17 protein-coding genes are annotated in these 16,042 nt (G+C 68.1%); 10 read left to right on the forward strand and 7 right to left on the reverse strand.

The window, feature by feature from the left end; all coding sequences use genetic code 11:
* Positions 1-77 precede the first annotated feature (77 nt).
* The 6 genes from DIE16_RS12775 (at position 78) to DIE16_RS12800 (ending at position 5,874) form a co-directional block, all read left to right on the forward strand.
* Entirely contained in the window at positions 78-857 is a 780-nt protein-coding gene (locus DIE16_RS12775; protein ID WP_124486262.1) for a TatD family hydrolase, read from the forward strand.
* A gap of 43 nt (positions 858-900) precedes the next feature.
* A complete protein-coding gene (locus tag DIE16_RS12780; protein WP_124486263.1) occupies positions 901-1,611 on the forward strand; it encodes an ankyrin repeat domain-containing protein in 711 nt (236 codons plus the stop codon).
* Between the two features lie 119 nt (positions 1,612-1,730).
* Positions 1,731-2,087 carry a Rap1a/Tai family immunity protein gene (locus DIE16_RS12785; RefSeq protein ID WP_044843647.1) on the forward strand — a complete coding sequence of 119 codons (357 nt, stop codon included), beginning with the start codon at positions 1,731-1,733 and terminating at the stop codon, positions 2,085-2,087.
* A 94-nt stretch (positions 2,088-2,181) separates the two neighbouring features.
* Positions 2,182-3,354, forward strand: a complete 1,173-nt coding sequence (locus DIE16_RS12790) for a mechanosensitive ion channel family protein (RefSeq protein ID WP_124486264.1) — start codon at positions 2,182-2,184, stop codon at positions 3,352-3,354.
* Between the two features lie 31 nt (positions 3,355-3,385).
* Positions 3,386-4,564: an AAA family ATPase gene (locus DIE16_RS12795; protein WP_124520193.1), complete on the forward strand. Its 1,179-nt coding sequence runs from the start codon at positions 3,386-3,388 to the stop codon at positions 4,562-4,564.
* A gap of 245 nt (positions 4,565-4,809) precedes the next feature.
* Complete coding sequence (locus DIE16_RS12800) at positions 4,810-5,874, forward strand: glycosyltransferase family 4 protein (protein ID WP_044843644.1); 1,065 nt, start codon at positions 4,810-4,812, stop codon at positions 5,872-5,874.
* Positions 5,875-5,973: 99 nt separating this feature from the next.
* Here the strand turns inward: DIE16_RS12800 and DIE16_RS12805 are convergent, their stop codons facing one another.
* The 3 genes from DIE16_RS12805 to DIE16_RS12815 form a co-directional block, all read right to left on the reverse strand.
* On the reverse strand, positions 5,974-6,561 hold the full coding sequence (locus tag DIE16_RS12805) for a YSC84-related protein (RefSeq protein ID WP_124892362.1): 588 nt from the start codon (positions 6,559-6,561) through the stop codon (positions 5,974-5,976).
* Positions 6,562-6,792: 231 nt separating this feature from the next.
* The gene (locus tag DIE16_RS12810; protein WP_044843642.1) at positions 6,793-7,251 is read right to left on the reverse strand and encodes a membrane protein; all 459 of its coding nucleotides are present in this window, start codon (positions 7,249-7,251) and stop codon (positions 6,793-6,795) included.
* A gap of 320 nt (positions 7,252-7,571) precedes the next feature.
* Positions 7,572-7,862 (reverse strand): PsiF family protein, encoded by a 291-nt coding sequence (locus DIE16_RS12815; protein ID WP_044843641.1) that lies wholly within the window; start codon positions 7,860-7,862, stop codon positions 7,572-7,574.
* A gap of 263 nt (positions 7,863-8,125) precedes the next feature.
* Here DIE16_RS12815 and DIE16_RS12820 point away from each other — a divergent pair, with 263 nt between their 5' ends.
* Positions 8,126-9,148: an asparaginase gene (locus DIE16_RS12820; RefSeq protein WP_124892363.1), complete on the forward strand. Its 1,023-nt coding sequence runs from the start codon at positions 8,126-8,128 to the stop codon at positions 9,146-9,148.
* 210 nt (positions 9,149-9,358) lie between these two features.
* Here DIE16_RS12820 and lysM read toward each other — a convergent pair whose 3' ends face one another.
* The 4 genes from lysM to gcl form a co-directional block, all read right to left on the reverse strand.
* Positions 9,359-9,829, reverse strand: a complete 471-nt coding sequence (gene lysM / locus DIE16_RS12825; RefSeq protein WP_124570146.1) for a peptidoglycan-binding protein LysM — start codon at positions 9,827-9,829, stop codon at positions 9,359-9,361.
* Between the two features lie 460 nt (positions 9,830-10,289).
* Complete coding sequence (locus DIE16_RS12830; protein ID WP_124892364.1) at positions 10,290-11,183, reverse strand: 2-hydroxy-3-oxopropionate reductase; 894 nt, start codon at positions 11,181-11,183, stop codon at positions 10,290-10,292.
* A gap of 39 nt (positions 11,184-11,222) precedes the next feature.
* On the reverse strand, positions 11,223-12,032 hold the full coding sequence (gene hyi, locus DIE16_RS12835) for a hydroxypyruvate isomerase (RefSeq protein WP_124486268.1): 810 nt from the start codon (positions 12,030-12,032) through the stop codon (positions 11,223-11,225).
* A 44-nt stretch (positions 12,033-12,076) separates the two neighbouring features.
* Positions 12,077-13,852 carry a glyoxylate carboligase gene (gcl, locus tag DIE16_RS12840; RefSeq protein WP_124892365.1) on the reverse strand — a complete coding sequence of 592 codons (1,776 nt, stop codon included), beginning with the start codon at positions 13,850-13,852 and terminating at the stop codon, positions 12,077-12,079.
* Positions 13,853-14,023: 171 nt separating this feature from the next.
* Here gcl and DIE16_RS12845 point away from each other — a divergent pair, with 171 nt between their 5' ends.
* The 3 genes from DIE16_RS12845 to DIE16_RS12855 all read left to right on the forward strand — a co-directional run.
* Positions 14,024-14,935, forward strand: coding sequence for a LysR family transcriptional regulator (locus DIE16_RS12845; protein WP_044843635.1), 912 nt, complete (start codon positions 14,024-14,026; stop codon positions 14,933-14,935).
* Positions 14,936-15,097: 162 nt separating this feature from the next.
* Positions 15,098-15,739 (forward strand): RNA polymerase sigma factor, encoded by a 642-nt coding sequence (locus DIE16_RS12850; protein ID WP_044843634.1) that lies wholly within the window; start codon positions 15,098-15,100, stop codon positions 15,737-15,739.
* Positions 15,729-16,042, forward strand: a 314-nt coding sequence (locus DIE16_RS12855) for a zf-HC2 domain-containing protein (protein WP_148095392.1), incomplete at its 3' end; no start/stop codon positions are given. The genes DIE16_RS12850 and DIE16_RS12855, both read left to right, overlap by 11 nt.

Consider the following 16,042-nt stretch of genomic DNA (forward strand, 5'->3'; position numbering starts at 1 on the left):
GCGTATTGTTTCCTTGAAGAGGGGAAACGGCTGCCGGCGAGCGCATGAGCGCCCGCCTTACGTATTCAGGAAACACGATGTTCGTCGATTCTCACTGCCACATCAATTTCAAGGGTCTCGCCGACCGCCTGCCGGCCGTGCTGGAGAACATGCGCGAGCACGACGTCACGCATGCGCTGTGCGTGTCGGTCGACTTCGAGACGCTGCCCGACGTGCTCGCGATCGCGCAGGCGCACGACAACGTGTACGCGTCGGTCGGCGTGCATCCGGATCACGAGGACGCACGCGAGCCGACGCTCGCGGAACTGATCGAGCTGGCCGCGCACCCGAAAGTCGTCGCGATCGGCGAGACGGGCCTCGACTACTACCGCCTCGAAGGCCGCTCGATCGCCGACATGGAATGGCAGCGCGAACGCTTTCGCACGCATATCCGCGCGGCGACCGCGACGATGAAGCCGCTGATCATCCATACGCGCTCGTCGTCGGAAGACACGCTGCGGATCATGGCCGAGGAACGCGCGGACGTGCCGGGCGGCGTGATGCACTGCTTCACCGAGCCTTGGCCCGTCGCCGAGCAGGCGCTCGCGCAGAACTTCCATATCTCGCTGTCGGGGATCGTCACGTTCAAGAACGCGACCGACGTGCAGGACGTCGCGCGGCGGGTGCCGCTCGAGCGGCTGCTGATCGAGACCGACTCGCCGTACCTCGCGCCGGTGCCGTATCGCGGCAAGCCGAATGAACCTGCGTACGTCAGCCATGTCGGACGCTTTATCGCATCCGAGCGCGGCATCCCCGTCGAGGCGCTGGCCGATGCGACGACCCAGAACTTTTTCCGGCTGTTCAAGATCGCCCGCTAACGACGCGCGCCCAGCCGACAACCCAGGGAAGGAGCCCACAACAATGACGAAGCCGACCACATACCTGCCCAAGCGCGCCCTCGTCGCCGCCGCGCTCGTCGCGAGCGGCCTGTTTGCCGCCGCCGGCGCGCATGCCGAGTCGCTCGACGCGGTCGTCAAGGCGGTCAAGTTCGACGACATCGCCGACATCGGCAAGCAGCTCAAGAGCGGCAAGCTCGATCCGAACACGATCGCGCCGAACGGCGACCCGCTGATCGTGATCGCCGCGCGCGAGAAGTCCGACAAGGTCGCCGCGGCGCTCGCCACGACGCCGAACATCGACCTCGAGAAGGAAGACAAGGCCGGCGAGAACGCGCTGATGCTCGCGTCGCTGAACGGCGACGTCGGGCTCGTCAAGCTGCTGATCGACAAGGGCGCGGAAGTCAGCAAGAAGGGCTGGGCGCCGCTGCACTACGCGGCCACCAACGGCCAGGACGAGGTCGTCAAGGTCCTGCTCGACCATGACGCGTATATCGACACCGCGTCGCCGAACGGCACGACGCCGCTGATGATGGCCGCGCGCGGCAACCACGCGTCGACGGTCAACCTGCTGCTCGACCAGGGTGCCGATCCGCAGGTGAAGAACCAGCTCGGCATCACCGCGCTCGAGTTCGCGCAGCACTACAAGGCGCCGGATGCGATCGACATCCTGAGCAAGCGGACGGTGCGCGTCGGTGCATCGGCGCCGGCAGATGCGCAAAAGAGTGCAAAATGACGGTTTCGGCGTGGTGGCGCAGCGCCCGGCCGGCTGGAATCCGGCCGGCAGCGGGCGTCCGGCCGCCGCGCCGGTCAGCGCAGCAAGCGGCCCGAGGCCGCATTGACATAAGGAACACCATGTTGCGGGCTATGTTTTGTGCCGCGGCGTTTGCCGTGCCGTTGTCGGCGGCGGCTTTCACGGGCGCGGATCTCGACCGGCTGTGCGCGAAGACGGACGTCAAGTCGCGGGCGTCGTGCGCGGCCTACATCGAAGGCGCTGCCGATGGCGTCTACAACACGATCGACGCGATCGGCGGCACCACCGGGCCGCGCGTCGGGCAGTATTTCTGCCTGCCACCCGACATCCGGGCGCAGCAGATGACCGACGCGGTGCGCAAGTACATCGCGGAGAACCCGAAGCTGGCCGACTACAACGCGAGCACCGCGGTGTCGCTCGGTCTCGGCAAGGCATTCCCGTGCAAGGGCGGCAGTTGATCTGACACCGGGTCCGGGCGCGCGCTGCCCGGACGTCGCCGACGCATCCAGGACGAGGCCGCCGCGCCTCATAACCGAAGCATCCCGGGCGCCGATGATTTCAATCGAGGAACTGCAGCGCATCGCCGATGCGCCGTTGCATTCGTGGTCCGGCACGCTGATCGTGTCGGTCATGGTCGTGCTGGTCGTCGTGATCGTGCACCGTCTCGGCGCACGCATCGTCAAGCGCATCGCGCAGCCGTATCCGCTGATGAGCGTGATCCTGCGCTACATCGACAAACCTTCGCTCGTCACGCTCGCGCTGCTTGCGCTCGAATTCCTGTGGATCCAGACGGACGAAGGCATGTCGTTCGTGGGCGGGATGCGCGCCGCGGCCGCGGTCGGCTCCATCGTATCGCTGACCTGGCTGCTGGTGCGGCTCGCGGCCGGCGTCGGCGACGCGATCATCCAGGCCCATCCGATGGATGCGGCCGACAACCTCCACGCGCGGCGCGTCCACACGCAGGCCAAGGTGCTCGTGCGGACCGTCATGGTGCTGATCGTGATCATCGGCACGGGCGCCGCGCTGATGACGTTCCCGAACGTGCGCCAGGTCGGCGCGAGCCTGCTGGCGTCGGCCGGCGTCGCCGGCCTCGTCGCCGGTATCGCCGCGCGGCCGGTGCTCGGCAACCTGATCGCCGGGCTGCAGATCGCGCTCACGCAGCCGATCCGGCTCGACGACGTCGTCGTGATCCAGGGCGAGTGGGGCCGCATCGAGGAAATCACCGGCTCGTTCGTGTCGGTGCGGCTGTGGGACCAGCGCAGGCTGGTCGTCCCGTTGCAGTGGATCATCGAAAACCCGTTCACGAACTGGACGCGCCACAGCTCGGAGATCATCGGCACGGTCTACCTGTCGGTCGACTACCGCACGCCGCTCGCGCCGCTGCGCGAGGAACTCGCGCGGCTCGTCCATGCGGCGCCCGAGTGGGACGGCCGCGTGCAGGTGCTGCAGGTGACCGATGCCACCGAGCGCACGATGCAGTTGCGCGCGCTCGTCAGCGCGGCCGACTCGTCGGCGTGCTGGGATCTGCGTTGCCGCGTGCGCGAGGGCTTGATCGCGTACCTGCAGGCGCGTTTCCCGCAATGCCTGCCGCGCAGCCGGATGGAACTGTATCCGCACGATTCGGCGCCGGGCGAGCCGAGCCCCGAACGGCCGCACGCGCGGCCGCCCGCCGCCAGCACGGCGGCCAACACCGCGGCCGATCCGAAGGCCGCCGAAGGCCGCTGAACGCGCGCCGGTACCTGCTGCCATCCCCTCCATGACCGCGCTGAAGACGCTTGCCATCGCCAACTACCGCTCGCTGCGCGAGCTGATCGTGCCGCTCGCGGCGCTCACCGTCGTCACCGGGCCGAACGGCAGCGGCAAGTCGAGCGTGTACCGCGCGCTGCGGCTGCTTGCCGACACCGCGCAGGGCCGCGTGATTCCGTCGCTCGCGCGCGAAGGCGGGCTGCCGTCGACGCTGTGGGCCGGCCCCGAGCGCTTTTCGCGCGCGATGCTGAGCGGCGACACGCCGGTGACCGGCACGGTGCGCAACGGACCGGTGAGCCTCAAGCTCGGTTTCGCCGGCGACGATTTCGGTTACGCGATCGATCTCGGCCTGCCGGTCAAGAACGATGCGTCGATGTTTCGTCTCGATCCGGTCGTGAAGCGCGAATGCATCTGGGGCGGCGCGCTGCTGCGGCCGTCGACGCTGCTGGTCGACCGCCAGGGCGCGCAGATTCGCGCGCGCAGCGGGTCGGGCGACTGGCACACGGTGCCGCAGCCGGTCGCGAGCTTCGACAGCATGATGACCGAGTTCGCCGATCCGGTCGGCGCGCCGGAGATGATCGCGGTGCGCGAGCGGATCCGCTCGTGGCGCTTCTACGATCATTTCCGGACCGATGCGCAGGCGCCGGCCCGGCAGTCGCAGATCGGCACCCACACGCCGGTGCTGGCGGACGACGGCGCCGACCTGGCCGCCGCGCTGCAGACGATCCGCGAAATCGGGGATGCCGCCGCGCTCGATGCCGCGATCGACGACGCGTTCCCCGGCGCATCGATCGACATCGACAATCCGGGCGGGCGCGGCCGCTTCGACGTGCTGATGCGCCAGCCGGGGCTGCTGCGGCCGTTGTCGGCGGCCGAGCTGTCAGACGGCACGCTGCGCTACCTGCTGCTCGCGGCCGCGCTGCTGACGCCGCGGCCGCCCGCACTGATGGTGCTGAACGAACCGGAAACGAGCCTCCACCCCGATCTGCTGCCGGCGCTCGGCCGCCTGATCGCGCAGGCTGCGCAGCGTTCGCAGGTGCTGGTCGTGTCGCATGCGGCGCGGCTCATCGCGACGCTCGAACGCGAGGCCGGCTGCGAGTCGCTGGTGCTCGACAAGCAGCTCGGCGCGACCGTGCTCGTCGATGCGGACACGCGCGACCTGCCGCCGTGGAAGTGGCCGTCGCGCTGACGGGCAAAGCGGTGCGCGCGCGGCCGCGTCGGCGGCATGCCACCGGCAGCCCGCCGTCGGGCCCGCGGCGCGAATGTATCCTGTCTGTAACAACACCCATAAAATGAAAGCCCGGTGCTTCCGGGCATCGGGATCGCGAATAATAATGAGATATCCGGCCGGCGCGATGCCGGCCGTGTGCTGCACGGAGGGGATTGTGCGCCAGCCCCCGTGCCGGCCGACCGAGGACACAGGAGACGTGGACCATGAGAATTGCCCAGATCGCCCCGCTGACCGAATCCGTGCCGCCGAAGCTGTACGGCGGCACGGAGCGCGTCGTGTCCTACATCACCGAGGCGCTCGTCGACCTCGGCCATGACGTGACGCTGTTCGCCAGCGGCGATTCGACGACCCGGGCCAGGCTCGAACCGGTATGGCCGCGCGCGCTGCGGCTCGATGCGTCGATCCGCGACCGCGTCGCACCGCACATGCTGCTGATGGAGACGGTCGCGCGCCGCGCGAAGGACTTCGACGTGCTCCATTTCCACATGGACTACTACTCGTTTTCGGTCTTCAACCGGCAGGACACGCCGTTCGTGACGACGCTGCACGGCCGGCTCGACCTGCCCGAGCAGCAGCCGGTGTTCGACACGTTCAACACCGCGCCGGTGATCTCGATCTCGAATTCGCAGCGCCAGCCGCTGCCGCAGGCGAAATGGCAGACGACCGTGTACCACGGGCTGCCCGACACGCTGTACCTGCCGCAACCCGTCGAGCCGCGCTATCTCGCGTTCCTCGGCCGCATCTCGCCGGAGAAGCGGGTCGACACCGCGATCCGCATCGCGCACCAGTGCGGGCTGCCGATCAGGATCGCCGCGAAGATCGACGCGGCGGACCAGGAGTACTTCGAGCGGGAGATCAAGCCGCTGTTCGCACTGCCGCACGTCGAATACATCGGCGAGATCGCCGACCACGAGAAGGCAGAATTCCTGTCGGGCGCGCATGCACTGCTGTTTCCGATCGACTGGCCGGAGCCGTTCGGGCTGGTGATGATCGAGGCGATGTCGTGCGGCACGCCGGTGATCGCGTTCAATCGCGGCGCGGTGCCGGAGGTGGTGGACGAGGGCGTGTCGGGCTTCATCGTCGAGGACGAGATCAGCGCGGTGGCCGCCGTGAACCGGCTGCACCTGCTGCCGCGCGCACGCGTGCGGCGGCGCTTCGAGGAGCGCTTCACGTCGCGGCGGATGGCGCAGCAGTACGTCGACGTGTACCAGTCGCTGATTCGTGCGCAAAAGCGCTCGCGCTTCAAGGTGATCGATTCGACGACCTGACGCGCGGCGGGTGCGGATAAAAGAACGGCGATGTCCGCAAGGACATCGCCGTTTGCACTTCGCCCGCGCGCGGTGCGCACGGACGAGGACGCCGCGGCGTCAGATCTTCAGCTTCGTGACCTTCGTGCCGTTGATCGACACGTCGCCCATCAGGCCGGCGTTGGTCAGCACGATGACCTGGACCGGCGCGGTGGCCGTGGTCGTGTCGACCGCGCCGTTCGCCCCCATCTTCACGAGCGCGACCGATGCGCCGGCGCCGGCAGCCCAGCCGTCCGAGCCGCGGAATTCGTCGAGCGCTTCCTGCGTCATGAACAGGAACACGATCGCCTTCGACTGCGCACCGGCCTGCAGGCCGACCGACAGCGACGACGTGTTGTAGTAGCCGACCGTGCTGCCGCCGACACGCAGCGCGCCGTTGCCCGACTGGCCGCCGACGATGAAGCCGGCCTGCAGCACGTCCGGGAACACGAGCACGCCGCGCGACTTCGCGACGAGTTCATGCGAACCCTTGACCGTGGAATACATGCGCGACAGCGTGGCGTCGACGCTCGAATCGATCGCCTGACGCTTCGACGCGTTGGTCGCGGCGTTGTCGGGCTTGTCGGGGGTAGTGGTGCAACCGGTGAGCGCAAGGCTGCCGACGACGAGCGCAGCGGCGGCTTTCAGCACGAGGTTCCGTTTTTGCATCGTTCTTCTCCATCGGATGACGTTCGGAGTGAGTCTCGCTCACGGAGCGGATCACGTCGGCAGTTATATCACAACGGATTACAACCCCATTTCGTGCGCGCATGAAAAGGCGCCGAATCGGTTTGCGGTGTCGCGGCGCACTAACGGACGGACCGGCGCGCGCACGGCGATATGTCGCTACATCGCGCGACGGCCGGGGCGGGCGGGAACGGCGGGGCCGGCAGGTGCAGGTCAGTGCGTGACGGGCGGCGCCGGCGGGGTCGGCGGCTTGATCGGCGGGCGCCGCAACGCGCGGCGGATCAGCGCGATCACGACCCCGCACGCGAACAGGAACGCGGCCGGCACGACCCAGTAGCCGACGAACGCGTGCCACAGATAGCCGGCGAGCGTGTTGCGGCGCACGACGTATTCGTCGCGGGCCGCCTGCTGGCGTGCCGCGTTGGCGGCCAGCACGTCGGCCGGGCAGCCGGCCGCGCGCGCCGCGTCAGGATCGCCGTGGCACTTCGTGGCGGCGCCGGCCGCCTGCTGCGCATCGGTGAGCTGCCAGGTGGTCAGCGCGAGTTGCAGGTCGGCCTTGTTGTACGCCATTTCCTCGCGGATCTCGCGCACGGCGACGATCGCGACGGGCACGGCCCAGAACACGATCACGATCAGCCAGCGGCGGAACCAGCGGTGTTGTCTCCATGCCATCCATGCCTCCGTTTGACGCGGCGTGCGCGTCCGTCTCGAGGGCGGCCCGATGGCGCTTCTTGTACTTGGGTGGGCCGCGTTGCAGCCATCATAGAAGAAATCGCGGCGAATTGCCGCACCATGTGGCGGCATTTGTACGGCGTGCTGGGGAAGCGGGGCGGGCAGGCGGCGCAGCAGGTCGCGACGACGGCAGCGACGGTGCCGCCGGCCGGCGCGGCGACGCATTCGGCGTCATCGCGTGCGTCGATGCGCGTGCAACGAAAACAAAAATGCCGCGCCCGCCAAAGCGGTGCGCGGCATTCGCGCGGGAGCGCCGGAACTCAGGCGGCCGGCTGGCTGCTCAGGCAGCTCTTCATGAACGCCTTGCGGTCGTCGCCCTTCTTGTCGGCGGCCTGCGTGTTGCACGCCTTCATCTTTTCCTGCTGCGACATCTTCTTCGCGGGCTTGGCCGACAGGCAGTCCTTCATGAACGCCTTGCGTTCATCGCCCGTCTTGCCGGCGGCCTGCGTGTTACAGGCCTTCATCTTGTCCTGCTGGCTGTTCGCCGCGAAAGCGGGGGAAGCCAGCATGCCGCCGAGAAGCACTGCGGCTACGAGCGATTGGATTTTCATTTCGACACTCCCATGGGGTGAATTGCGTTTTATATCGACGCCGTCACGAAGCCCGGCGCAACGGGAACAGGGCCACATCACGCCGCGCGCTCCGATTATGGCAAATCAATGTGAAAACACCAAAACGGCATTCCTATAACGCGGCTGGCGACGTGGCCGTTGACGGCGTGCGTCCCGCGGCGATCGGGACTAACCATGATGCGCGGCGGCCGGCGGCGGCCGTATCTACCGGATGCCGGCCGCGAGCCATTACAATCGCGGCCATGAATACTCCGAAACCCGCATCCCCTTCGTCCGCGCCGGCCCTGCCGCGCATCGCCGTACTCGCCACCGGCGGCACGATCGCCGGCGCCGCGCCCGACGCCGCCAGCACGGCCGGCTATCAGGCCGGCGCGCTCGGCGTCAATTTCCTGCTCGACGCGGTGCCGGCGCTCGCGTCGGTCGCACGCATCGATGCCGAGCAGGTCGCCAGCATCGACAGCAAGGATCTCGCGCTGCCGCTGTGGAATACGCTCGCCGCGCGCATCGACGCGCTGATGGCCGATCCGGCGATCGACGGCATCGTGATCACCCACGGCACCGACACGCTCGAGGAAACCGCCTACGCGCTGCATCTGGTCGTGACCGGCGACAAGCCGGTCGTGCTGACGGCCGCGATGCGGCCGGCCACCGCGCTGTCGTCCGACGGCCCGCTGAACCTGCTGAACGCGGTGACCGTCGCCGCTCACCCGGCCGCGCGCGGCCAGGGCGTGCTCGTCGCATTCAACAACCGGATCCACGGCGCGCGCGACGTCGTGAAGACGAGCACCTACGCGGTCGATGCGTTCCAGTCGCCGGAACTGGGCGCGCTCGGCTGGGTGCAGGACAGCCGCGTCGAATTCGCGCGCCGCGTGACGCGCTCGCGCGATGCGCGACTGGCGATCGCCGCGGCGTGGCCGCCGGTCGAAGTCGTCGCGAGCTATGCGGGCGTGACGCGCACGGCCGTCGATGCGCTCGTCGCGGCCGGCGTGCGCGGCCTCGTCGTCGCGGGCACCGGCAACGGGTCGATCCATGCGACGCTGCAGGCGGCGCTCGCCGATGCGGTGAAGGCGGGCGTCGCCGTGGTGCGTGCGTCGCGCGTCGGCTCGGGGCACGTGATGCGCAACGGCGCCGCGAACGACGACGCGCTCGGTTTCGTGAGCGCCGGGTCGCTGAGCCCGTTCAAGGCACGCGTGCTCCTAATGCTCGCGCTCGCGAACGGGATTCACGAGCGCGACGCGCTGCAACGCGCATTCGACACGCTGTGACCGCTGGCCGCCGATCGGGCGGCGCGCGGCGTGGATGAAAAAACAGCGCCTCGTGAACGGTTTGCGCAGCAGATTCGACTGCTCGCCCGCGGCGAGCCTGCAACCCTGATGCCAAAAAGACGAAACCCCACGCTCCGAAAAACGTGGGGTTCGTCAGCAGTCCTGGCAGGCCATTGGCCTGCCTTTTTTGCGTCAGTGCCGCGCGAATGCTCAGGACTGCGGCGGAATCACGAGCTTCTGGCCCGGATAGATCCGGTCCGGGCTCGACAGCATCGGCTTGTTCGCCTCGAAGATCGCCGGGTACTTGTTCGCGTCGCCGTACACTTCCTTGGCGATCGCCGACAGCGTGTCGCCCGGCTTCACGTCGTGGTACTGAACTTCCTGATCGTCCGGCTGCAGGTCGTCGTCGTTGACGCCCGCGACGCCTTGCACGTTGCCGGCCGCGACCTTGACCTTCGCCTTCGTGTCGAGATCGGCGACGCTGCCCGACAGCGTGACGGTGCGCGACGCGCCGTCGAACGCGACGCTCAGGTTCGACGTGTCGAGACCTTGCGTGCTGATGTAGTTCTTGATCGCGTCGGCCGCGGTCTGGTTCGCGGCATTCGGATCTTCCGCTGCTTGCGCATCGGCGTGACCCAGCAGTTTTTCACCCGCCTCTTTGATAAACGAAAGAAGACCCATCGCTGCACTCCCTAGGTGGTTGAAAAGAAAACGCGCCGTGAAGTGGCGAAAAAAACACCGCGCTGGGCGCGCTCACCGGAGCGAGCGCCAAGCGCGGCGGTTTTCTCGAAAGGCGTGGCGAAAGTGTAGGCGTTCAACGCGACGATTGCATGAAAAATCGCACGCGTGAACGTAAAGAAATGTAATACGCGAAATCCGACAGGCGGACACCCGACGACGACGTCTGACCGACCAAGGCTTCCCCGGCGCCGCCGGGTGCCGCTGCGGACCCCACCACGCCGCTCTCAGCCCAGAGCGGCGTTTTTCGCCCCGTCGCGCACGCGTTTCGGCGATACGCGGCGGGGCGCCCCACCGTGATGCGCGCATCGTCGCGCATCGATGCGACCGGCCGTGACCGGATCGCGTGTATTCGTCGCGCGCGTTCCGCCGTGGCAGCGAAACGCGCGTCGTTGCGTCCGCGTTACGCGGCCGGCGTCTGGCCGATCTCGAAGTTCGACATGATCTCGAGCGCACGCACGAGTGCCGAGTGATCCCATGCCTTGCCGCCGTGCGAGGCGCACACGCTGAACAGCTGCTGCGCGCTCGCCGTGTGCGGCAGCGCGAGGCCGAGCTTGCGCGCGCCGTCGAGCGCGAGGTTCAGGTCCTTCTGGTGCAGCTCGATGCGAAAGCCGGGATCGAACGTCCGCTTGGTCATGCGCGCGCCGTGCACTTCGAGGATGCGCGAGGCGGCGAAGCCGCCCATCAGTGCCTGGCGCACGCGCTCCGGATCGGCGCCCGAGCGTGCGGCGAACAGCAGCGCTTCGCCGACCGCCTCGATGTTCAGCGCGACGATGATCTGGTTCGCGACCTTGCAGGTCTGGCCCGCGCCGTTTTCGCCGACGAGCGTGATGTTCTTGCCCATCTTCTCGAACAGCGGCTTCGCGCGTTCGAACGCCTTCTCCGGGCCGCCGACCATGATCGTCAGCGTCGCTTCGCGCGCGCCGACTTCGCCGCCGGACACCGGCGCGTCGAGGTAGTCGCAGCCGAGCGCATTGATCTGCTTTGCGAACTCCTGCGTGTCGAGCGGCGAGATCGAGCTCATGTCGATCACGAGCTTGCCGGCGCTCAGGCCCTTCGCGACGCCGTCGTCGGCGAACAGCACGTTACGCACGTCGGGCGTGTCCGGCACCATCGAGATGATGATGTCGGCGTTCTGCGCGACTTCGGTCGAGTTCGCGACGACCTTCGCGCTCGCGCGCAGGTCGTCGGGAATCGGGAACGCACCGTTCACGACGAGCTGATGATCGCCCTTGAGCAGGTTGCGCGCCATGTGCGCGCCCATGATGCCGAGGCCGATGAAACCGATGGTTGCCATGTGAAAGTCTCCTATAGGGGCGAAAGGGAAGAGCGGATCTCAGGCGGCGCGACGCGCCGAGCCCGGTGCGCAGCCGGCGATGCTTTGCAGCCAGCCGAGCCCTTCCGTCGTGGTGGTGCGGGGCTTGTATTCGCAGCCGACGTAGCCGGCATAGCCGAGCCGGTCGAGCAGCGCGAACAGGAACGCGTAGTTGATCTCGCCCGTGCCCGGCTCGTTGCGGCCCGGATTGTCCGCGAGCTGGACGTGGCCGATCGAGGCGAGGTTGCGTTCGATCGTCGCGGCCAGTTCGCCTTCCATGCGCTGCATGTGATAGATGTCGTACTGCAGGAACAGGTTGTCCGAGCCGACCGCGCGGATCACGTCGAGCCCTTCGGACGAGCGGTTCAGCGCGAAGCCCGGGATGTCGAAGCCGTTGCACGGCTCGACCAGCAGGCGGATGCCTTCGCGCTTCAGCGCATCGGCGGCGAAGCGCAGGTTGTCGACGATCGTGACGAAGGTCTTGTCGCGCGCGGTGCTCGCCGACGGGATGCCGACGAGGCAGTTCAGTTGCGGCACCTTGAGCGCCTTCGCGTACTCGATCGCACGGCCGACACCTTCCTGGAACTCGCCGACACGATCGGGCAGGCACGCGATGCCGCGCTCGCCCTGGTCCCAGTTGCCGGCCGGCAGGTTGTGCAGCACGAGGCGCAGGCGGTGCGTCTCGAGCCGCTCGGCGAGTTCCTCTTTCGCGTACGGGTACGGGAACAGGAACTCGACGGCGTCGAAGCCCGCGTCCGCGGCCGCCTTGAAGCGGTCGAGGAACGGCACTTCGTTGAACAGCATGGTCAGGTTTGCAGCAAACTTCGGCATGAGCTAAGCCTCTTCGGTCGGTCAGTCAAAAAATGGCGTGCGGATCAGTCGAGCATCGAGATCGCGGTCGGCGCGTGCTCGGCCTTCTCGGCGAGTTCCTCGAATTCGTTGATCGCGTCGATTTCGGTGCCCATCGAGATGTTCGTCACGCGCTCGAGGATCACTTCGACGACGACCGGCACGCTGTATTCTTCCGCGAGCGTTTGCGCCTGGCGCAGCGCCGGCTCGATCTCTTCCGGCTTGAACACGCGCAGCGCCTTGCAGCCGAGGCCTTCGGCCACCGCCACGTGATCGACGCCATAGCCGTTCAGCTCCGGTGCGTTGACGTTGTCGAACGCGAGCTGCACGCAGTAGTCCATGTCGAACGCGCGCTGGGCCTGGCGGATCAGGCCGAGGTACGAGTTGTTCACGACGACGTGCACGTACGGCAGCTTGAATTGCGCGCCGGCGGCCAGTTCCTCGATCATGAACTGGAAGTCGTAGTCGCCGGACAGCGCGACGATCGGACGGCGCGGGTCGGCCGCACGCACGCCGAGCGCGGCGGGGATCGTCCAGCCGAGCGGGCCGGCCTGGCCGCAGTTGATCCAGTTGCGTGCCTTGAACACGTGCAGGAACTGCGCGGCGGCGATCTGCGACAGGCCGATCGTGCTGACGTAGCAGGTATCGCGGCCGAACACCTTGTTCATCTCTTCGTACACGCGCTGCGGCTTGACCGGCACGTTGTCGAAATGGGTCTTGCGCTGCAGCGTGCGCTTGCGTTCCTGGCACTCGGACACCCACGCGCTGCGGTCCTTCAGCTTGCCGGCGGCCTTCCATTCCTGCGCGACCGCAACGAACAGCTCGAGTGCGGCCTTCGCGTCGGACACGATGCCGAGATCCGGGCCGAACACGCGGCCGATCTGCGTCGGTTCGATGTCGACGTGCACGAACTTGCGGCCCTTCGTGTAGACCTCGACGCTGCCCGTGTGGCGGTTCGCCCAGCGGTTGCCGATGCCGAGCACGAAGTCGGACGCGAGCATCGTCGCGTTGCCGTAGCGATGCGACGTCTGCAGGCCGACCATGCCGGCCATCAGCGGGTGGTCGTCCGGAATCGCGCCCCACGACATCAGCGTCGGGATCACCGGCACGCCGATCGTTTCGGCGAATTGCACGAGCAGGTCTTCGGCCGCTGCGTTGAGCACGCCGCCGCCCGACACGATCAGCGGCTTGTCCGCGTCGTTGAGCATCGCGAGCGCCTTCTCGATCTGCGCGCGGGTCGCCGCGGGCTTGTAGACCGGCAGCGGTTCGTACGTGTCGATGTCGAACTCGATTTCGGCGAGCTGCACGTCGATCGGCAGGTCGACCAGCACCGGGCCCGGACGGCCCGAGCGCATCAGGTGGAACGCCTGCTGGAACACGCGCGGCACGAGCGCCGGCTCGCGCACGGTGACGGCCCACTTGGTGACGGGCTTGGCGATAGACTCGATGTCGACGGCCTGGAAGTCTTCCTTGTACAGGCGCGCACGCGGTGCCTGGCCCGTGATCGCGAGGATCGGAATCGAGTCGGCCGATGCCGAGTAGAGGCCGGTGATCATGTCGGTGCCGGCGGGGCCCGACGTGCCGATGCACACGCCGATGTTGCCCGGTGCGGCACGCGTGAAGCCTTCGGCCATGTGCGACGCGCCTTCGACGTGGCGCGCCAGCACGTGGCTGATGCCGCCCGACTTGCGCATCGCGGAATAGAACGGGTTGATTGCTGCGCCCGGCACGCCGAACGCGGTCTGGATGCCTTCCTTCTCGAGCACGAGTACGGCTGCGTCGACGGCTCTCATCTTGGCCATGAATGTCTCCTTGGATAGTTGGATCTTGCGAATCGGTCTGTTGGGAACACTTTAGGGACGCAAGAAAGGTTTGATAAGATCAGCTGAAGTCGCTTATTTCGAAACTAAAAGTATGGAATGACGGCCGGACGGGGCTTCCCGCCGGTGTCGGAGCCGGGACGGAGACGGGAAATGGATCGTTTCAAGCAGATCGAGACGTTCGTGCGGGTCGCGGACGCGGGCAGCCTCGCGGCGGCCGCGCTCGAGGAGGGCGTGTCGCCGGTGGTGCTCGGGCGGCGCATCGACGCGCTCGAGAAGCGCCTCGGCGTGAAGCTGATGTACCGCTCGACGCGGCGGCTGGTGGTCAGCGAGGAGGGCGCCGCGTTCCTCGAGCGCTGCCGCGGGCTGCTGTCCGAATGGGACCAGGCCGAGAACGAGCTGGCCGCCGGGCGGCGCGCGGTCAGCGGGCACCTGATCGTGTCCGCGCCGGCCGCGTTCGGCCGCAAGCACGTCGCGCCGCACGCACCCGGTTTCCTCGTCGACAAGCCGGAAATGCAGCTGTCGTTCAACCTGACCGACCGCGTCGTGGATCTCGTGCGCGAAGGCTACGACCTGTCGATCCGGATCGGCGGCTCGGTCGATCCGAACTTCGTCGCGGTGAAGCTCGCGTCGAACCGGCGCGTCGTGTGCGGCACGCCCGCGTATTTCCGCAAGCACGGCCGGCCGAAGTCGCTCGACGACCTGCTGAAGCACAACTGTCTCGCGTTCAACCTGCAGGGCGGCCAGAACCGCGGCTGGTATTTCCAGCGCCACGGCAAGATCGTGACGATGCGGGTGGCCGGCAATCTCGACTGCAACGACGGCGAGCTGCTGCATCGCTGGGTCGCGGAAAGCCTGGGGCTCGGCTGGCGCTCGACCTGGGAAATCGCCGCGCAGCTCGAAACGGGCGAACTCGAAACCGTGCTCGACGAATTCGCGCTGCCGGACTACGACATCCTCGCGGTCTATCCGCAGCAGCGCTACGTGCCCGCGCGCGTGCGCTACTTCATCGACTACCTGCGCGAAGCGTATGCGCGCCCCGGCTACTGGAACAGCACGCCGTAACGGGCGCGGCGGTTTCCGGCATTTTTTTGCGCATCATCGGCTTCGTGCGGGAATAAACTCGACGCAGCGGCGGTAAGGTCATCGAGAGCGCCCGCTGCCGGTCTGTCCGGGCACCGGACGCGGAACGGGCGCGGCTTCGGCCGCCGGGACCAGGGAGGTCATGTGGGGCAAGCCGGACAGGCGGTCGACGAACGGGCGGAGGACGACGCGGTCGCGCGCGGCGAACGGTTTCGCGTGCTCGTGCTGCCGCATCTCGACGCCGCGTACAACCTCGCGCGCTGGCTGAGCGGCAATGCGGGCGACGCGGACGATGTCGTCCAGGACGCGTGCATGCGCGCGCTGCGCTTCGTCGACTCGTGCCGCGGCGACAACGCGCGGCCGTGGCTGCTGACGATCGTGCGCCACACCTGGTACACCGAGTGGCGCCGCCGCGCCCACGCGCACGAGGTCGCGCTGCCCGACACGCTCGACGACACGGAGGTGCCGGACGACTGGCAGCCGGCGACGGAGGATCCGCTCACGCACCTGTTGCGCGGCGAGAACGTGCGGCTGGTGAACGCGGCGCTCGCGAAGCTGCCGCCCGAATACCGCGAGGTGCTGGTGCTGCGCGAGATGGAGGATCTGAGCTATCGCGAGATCGCGGCGATCGCCGACGTACCGGTCGGCACCGTGATGTCGCGACTCGCGCGCGGCCGGCGTCGGCTCGCCGCGCTGCTGGCCGGCACGCAGGCGCCGGCACCCGAACCCGCGCCGGGACGTGCGTCGGCAAGCGGAACCGCATCGGAGGCGATCGATGGACTGTAACGAAGCGCGCGCATTGCTGGACGCGGACGTCGACCGCGAGCTGTCGGCGCCCGATGCGTTGCGCGTCCAGCGGCATGTCGAAGGGTGCGACGCGTGCCGCCGCGAACGCGAGCGGATCGTCGCGCTCGGGCGCGCCGTGCGGCAGGCCGATTATCACCGCGCGCCGGAGGCGCTGCGCGCGAGCATCCTCGCGGCGCTGCCGGCGGCGGCCGGCGCGAACGCGCGCGGCCAGGCCCGCGTGGAACCGGCGCCGGACGACGCGGCGGCGCGGCCGCGGGCCCAGCCTCGGCCGACCGGTCGCCG

The sequence above is a fragment of the Burkholderia sp. Bp9090 genome (genome assembly GCF_003857985.1).
In the GTDB taxonomy this organism is placed as follows: Bacteria; Pseudomonadota; Gammaproteobacteria; order Burkholderiales; family Burkholderiaceae; genus Burkholderia.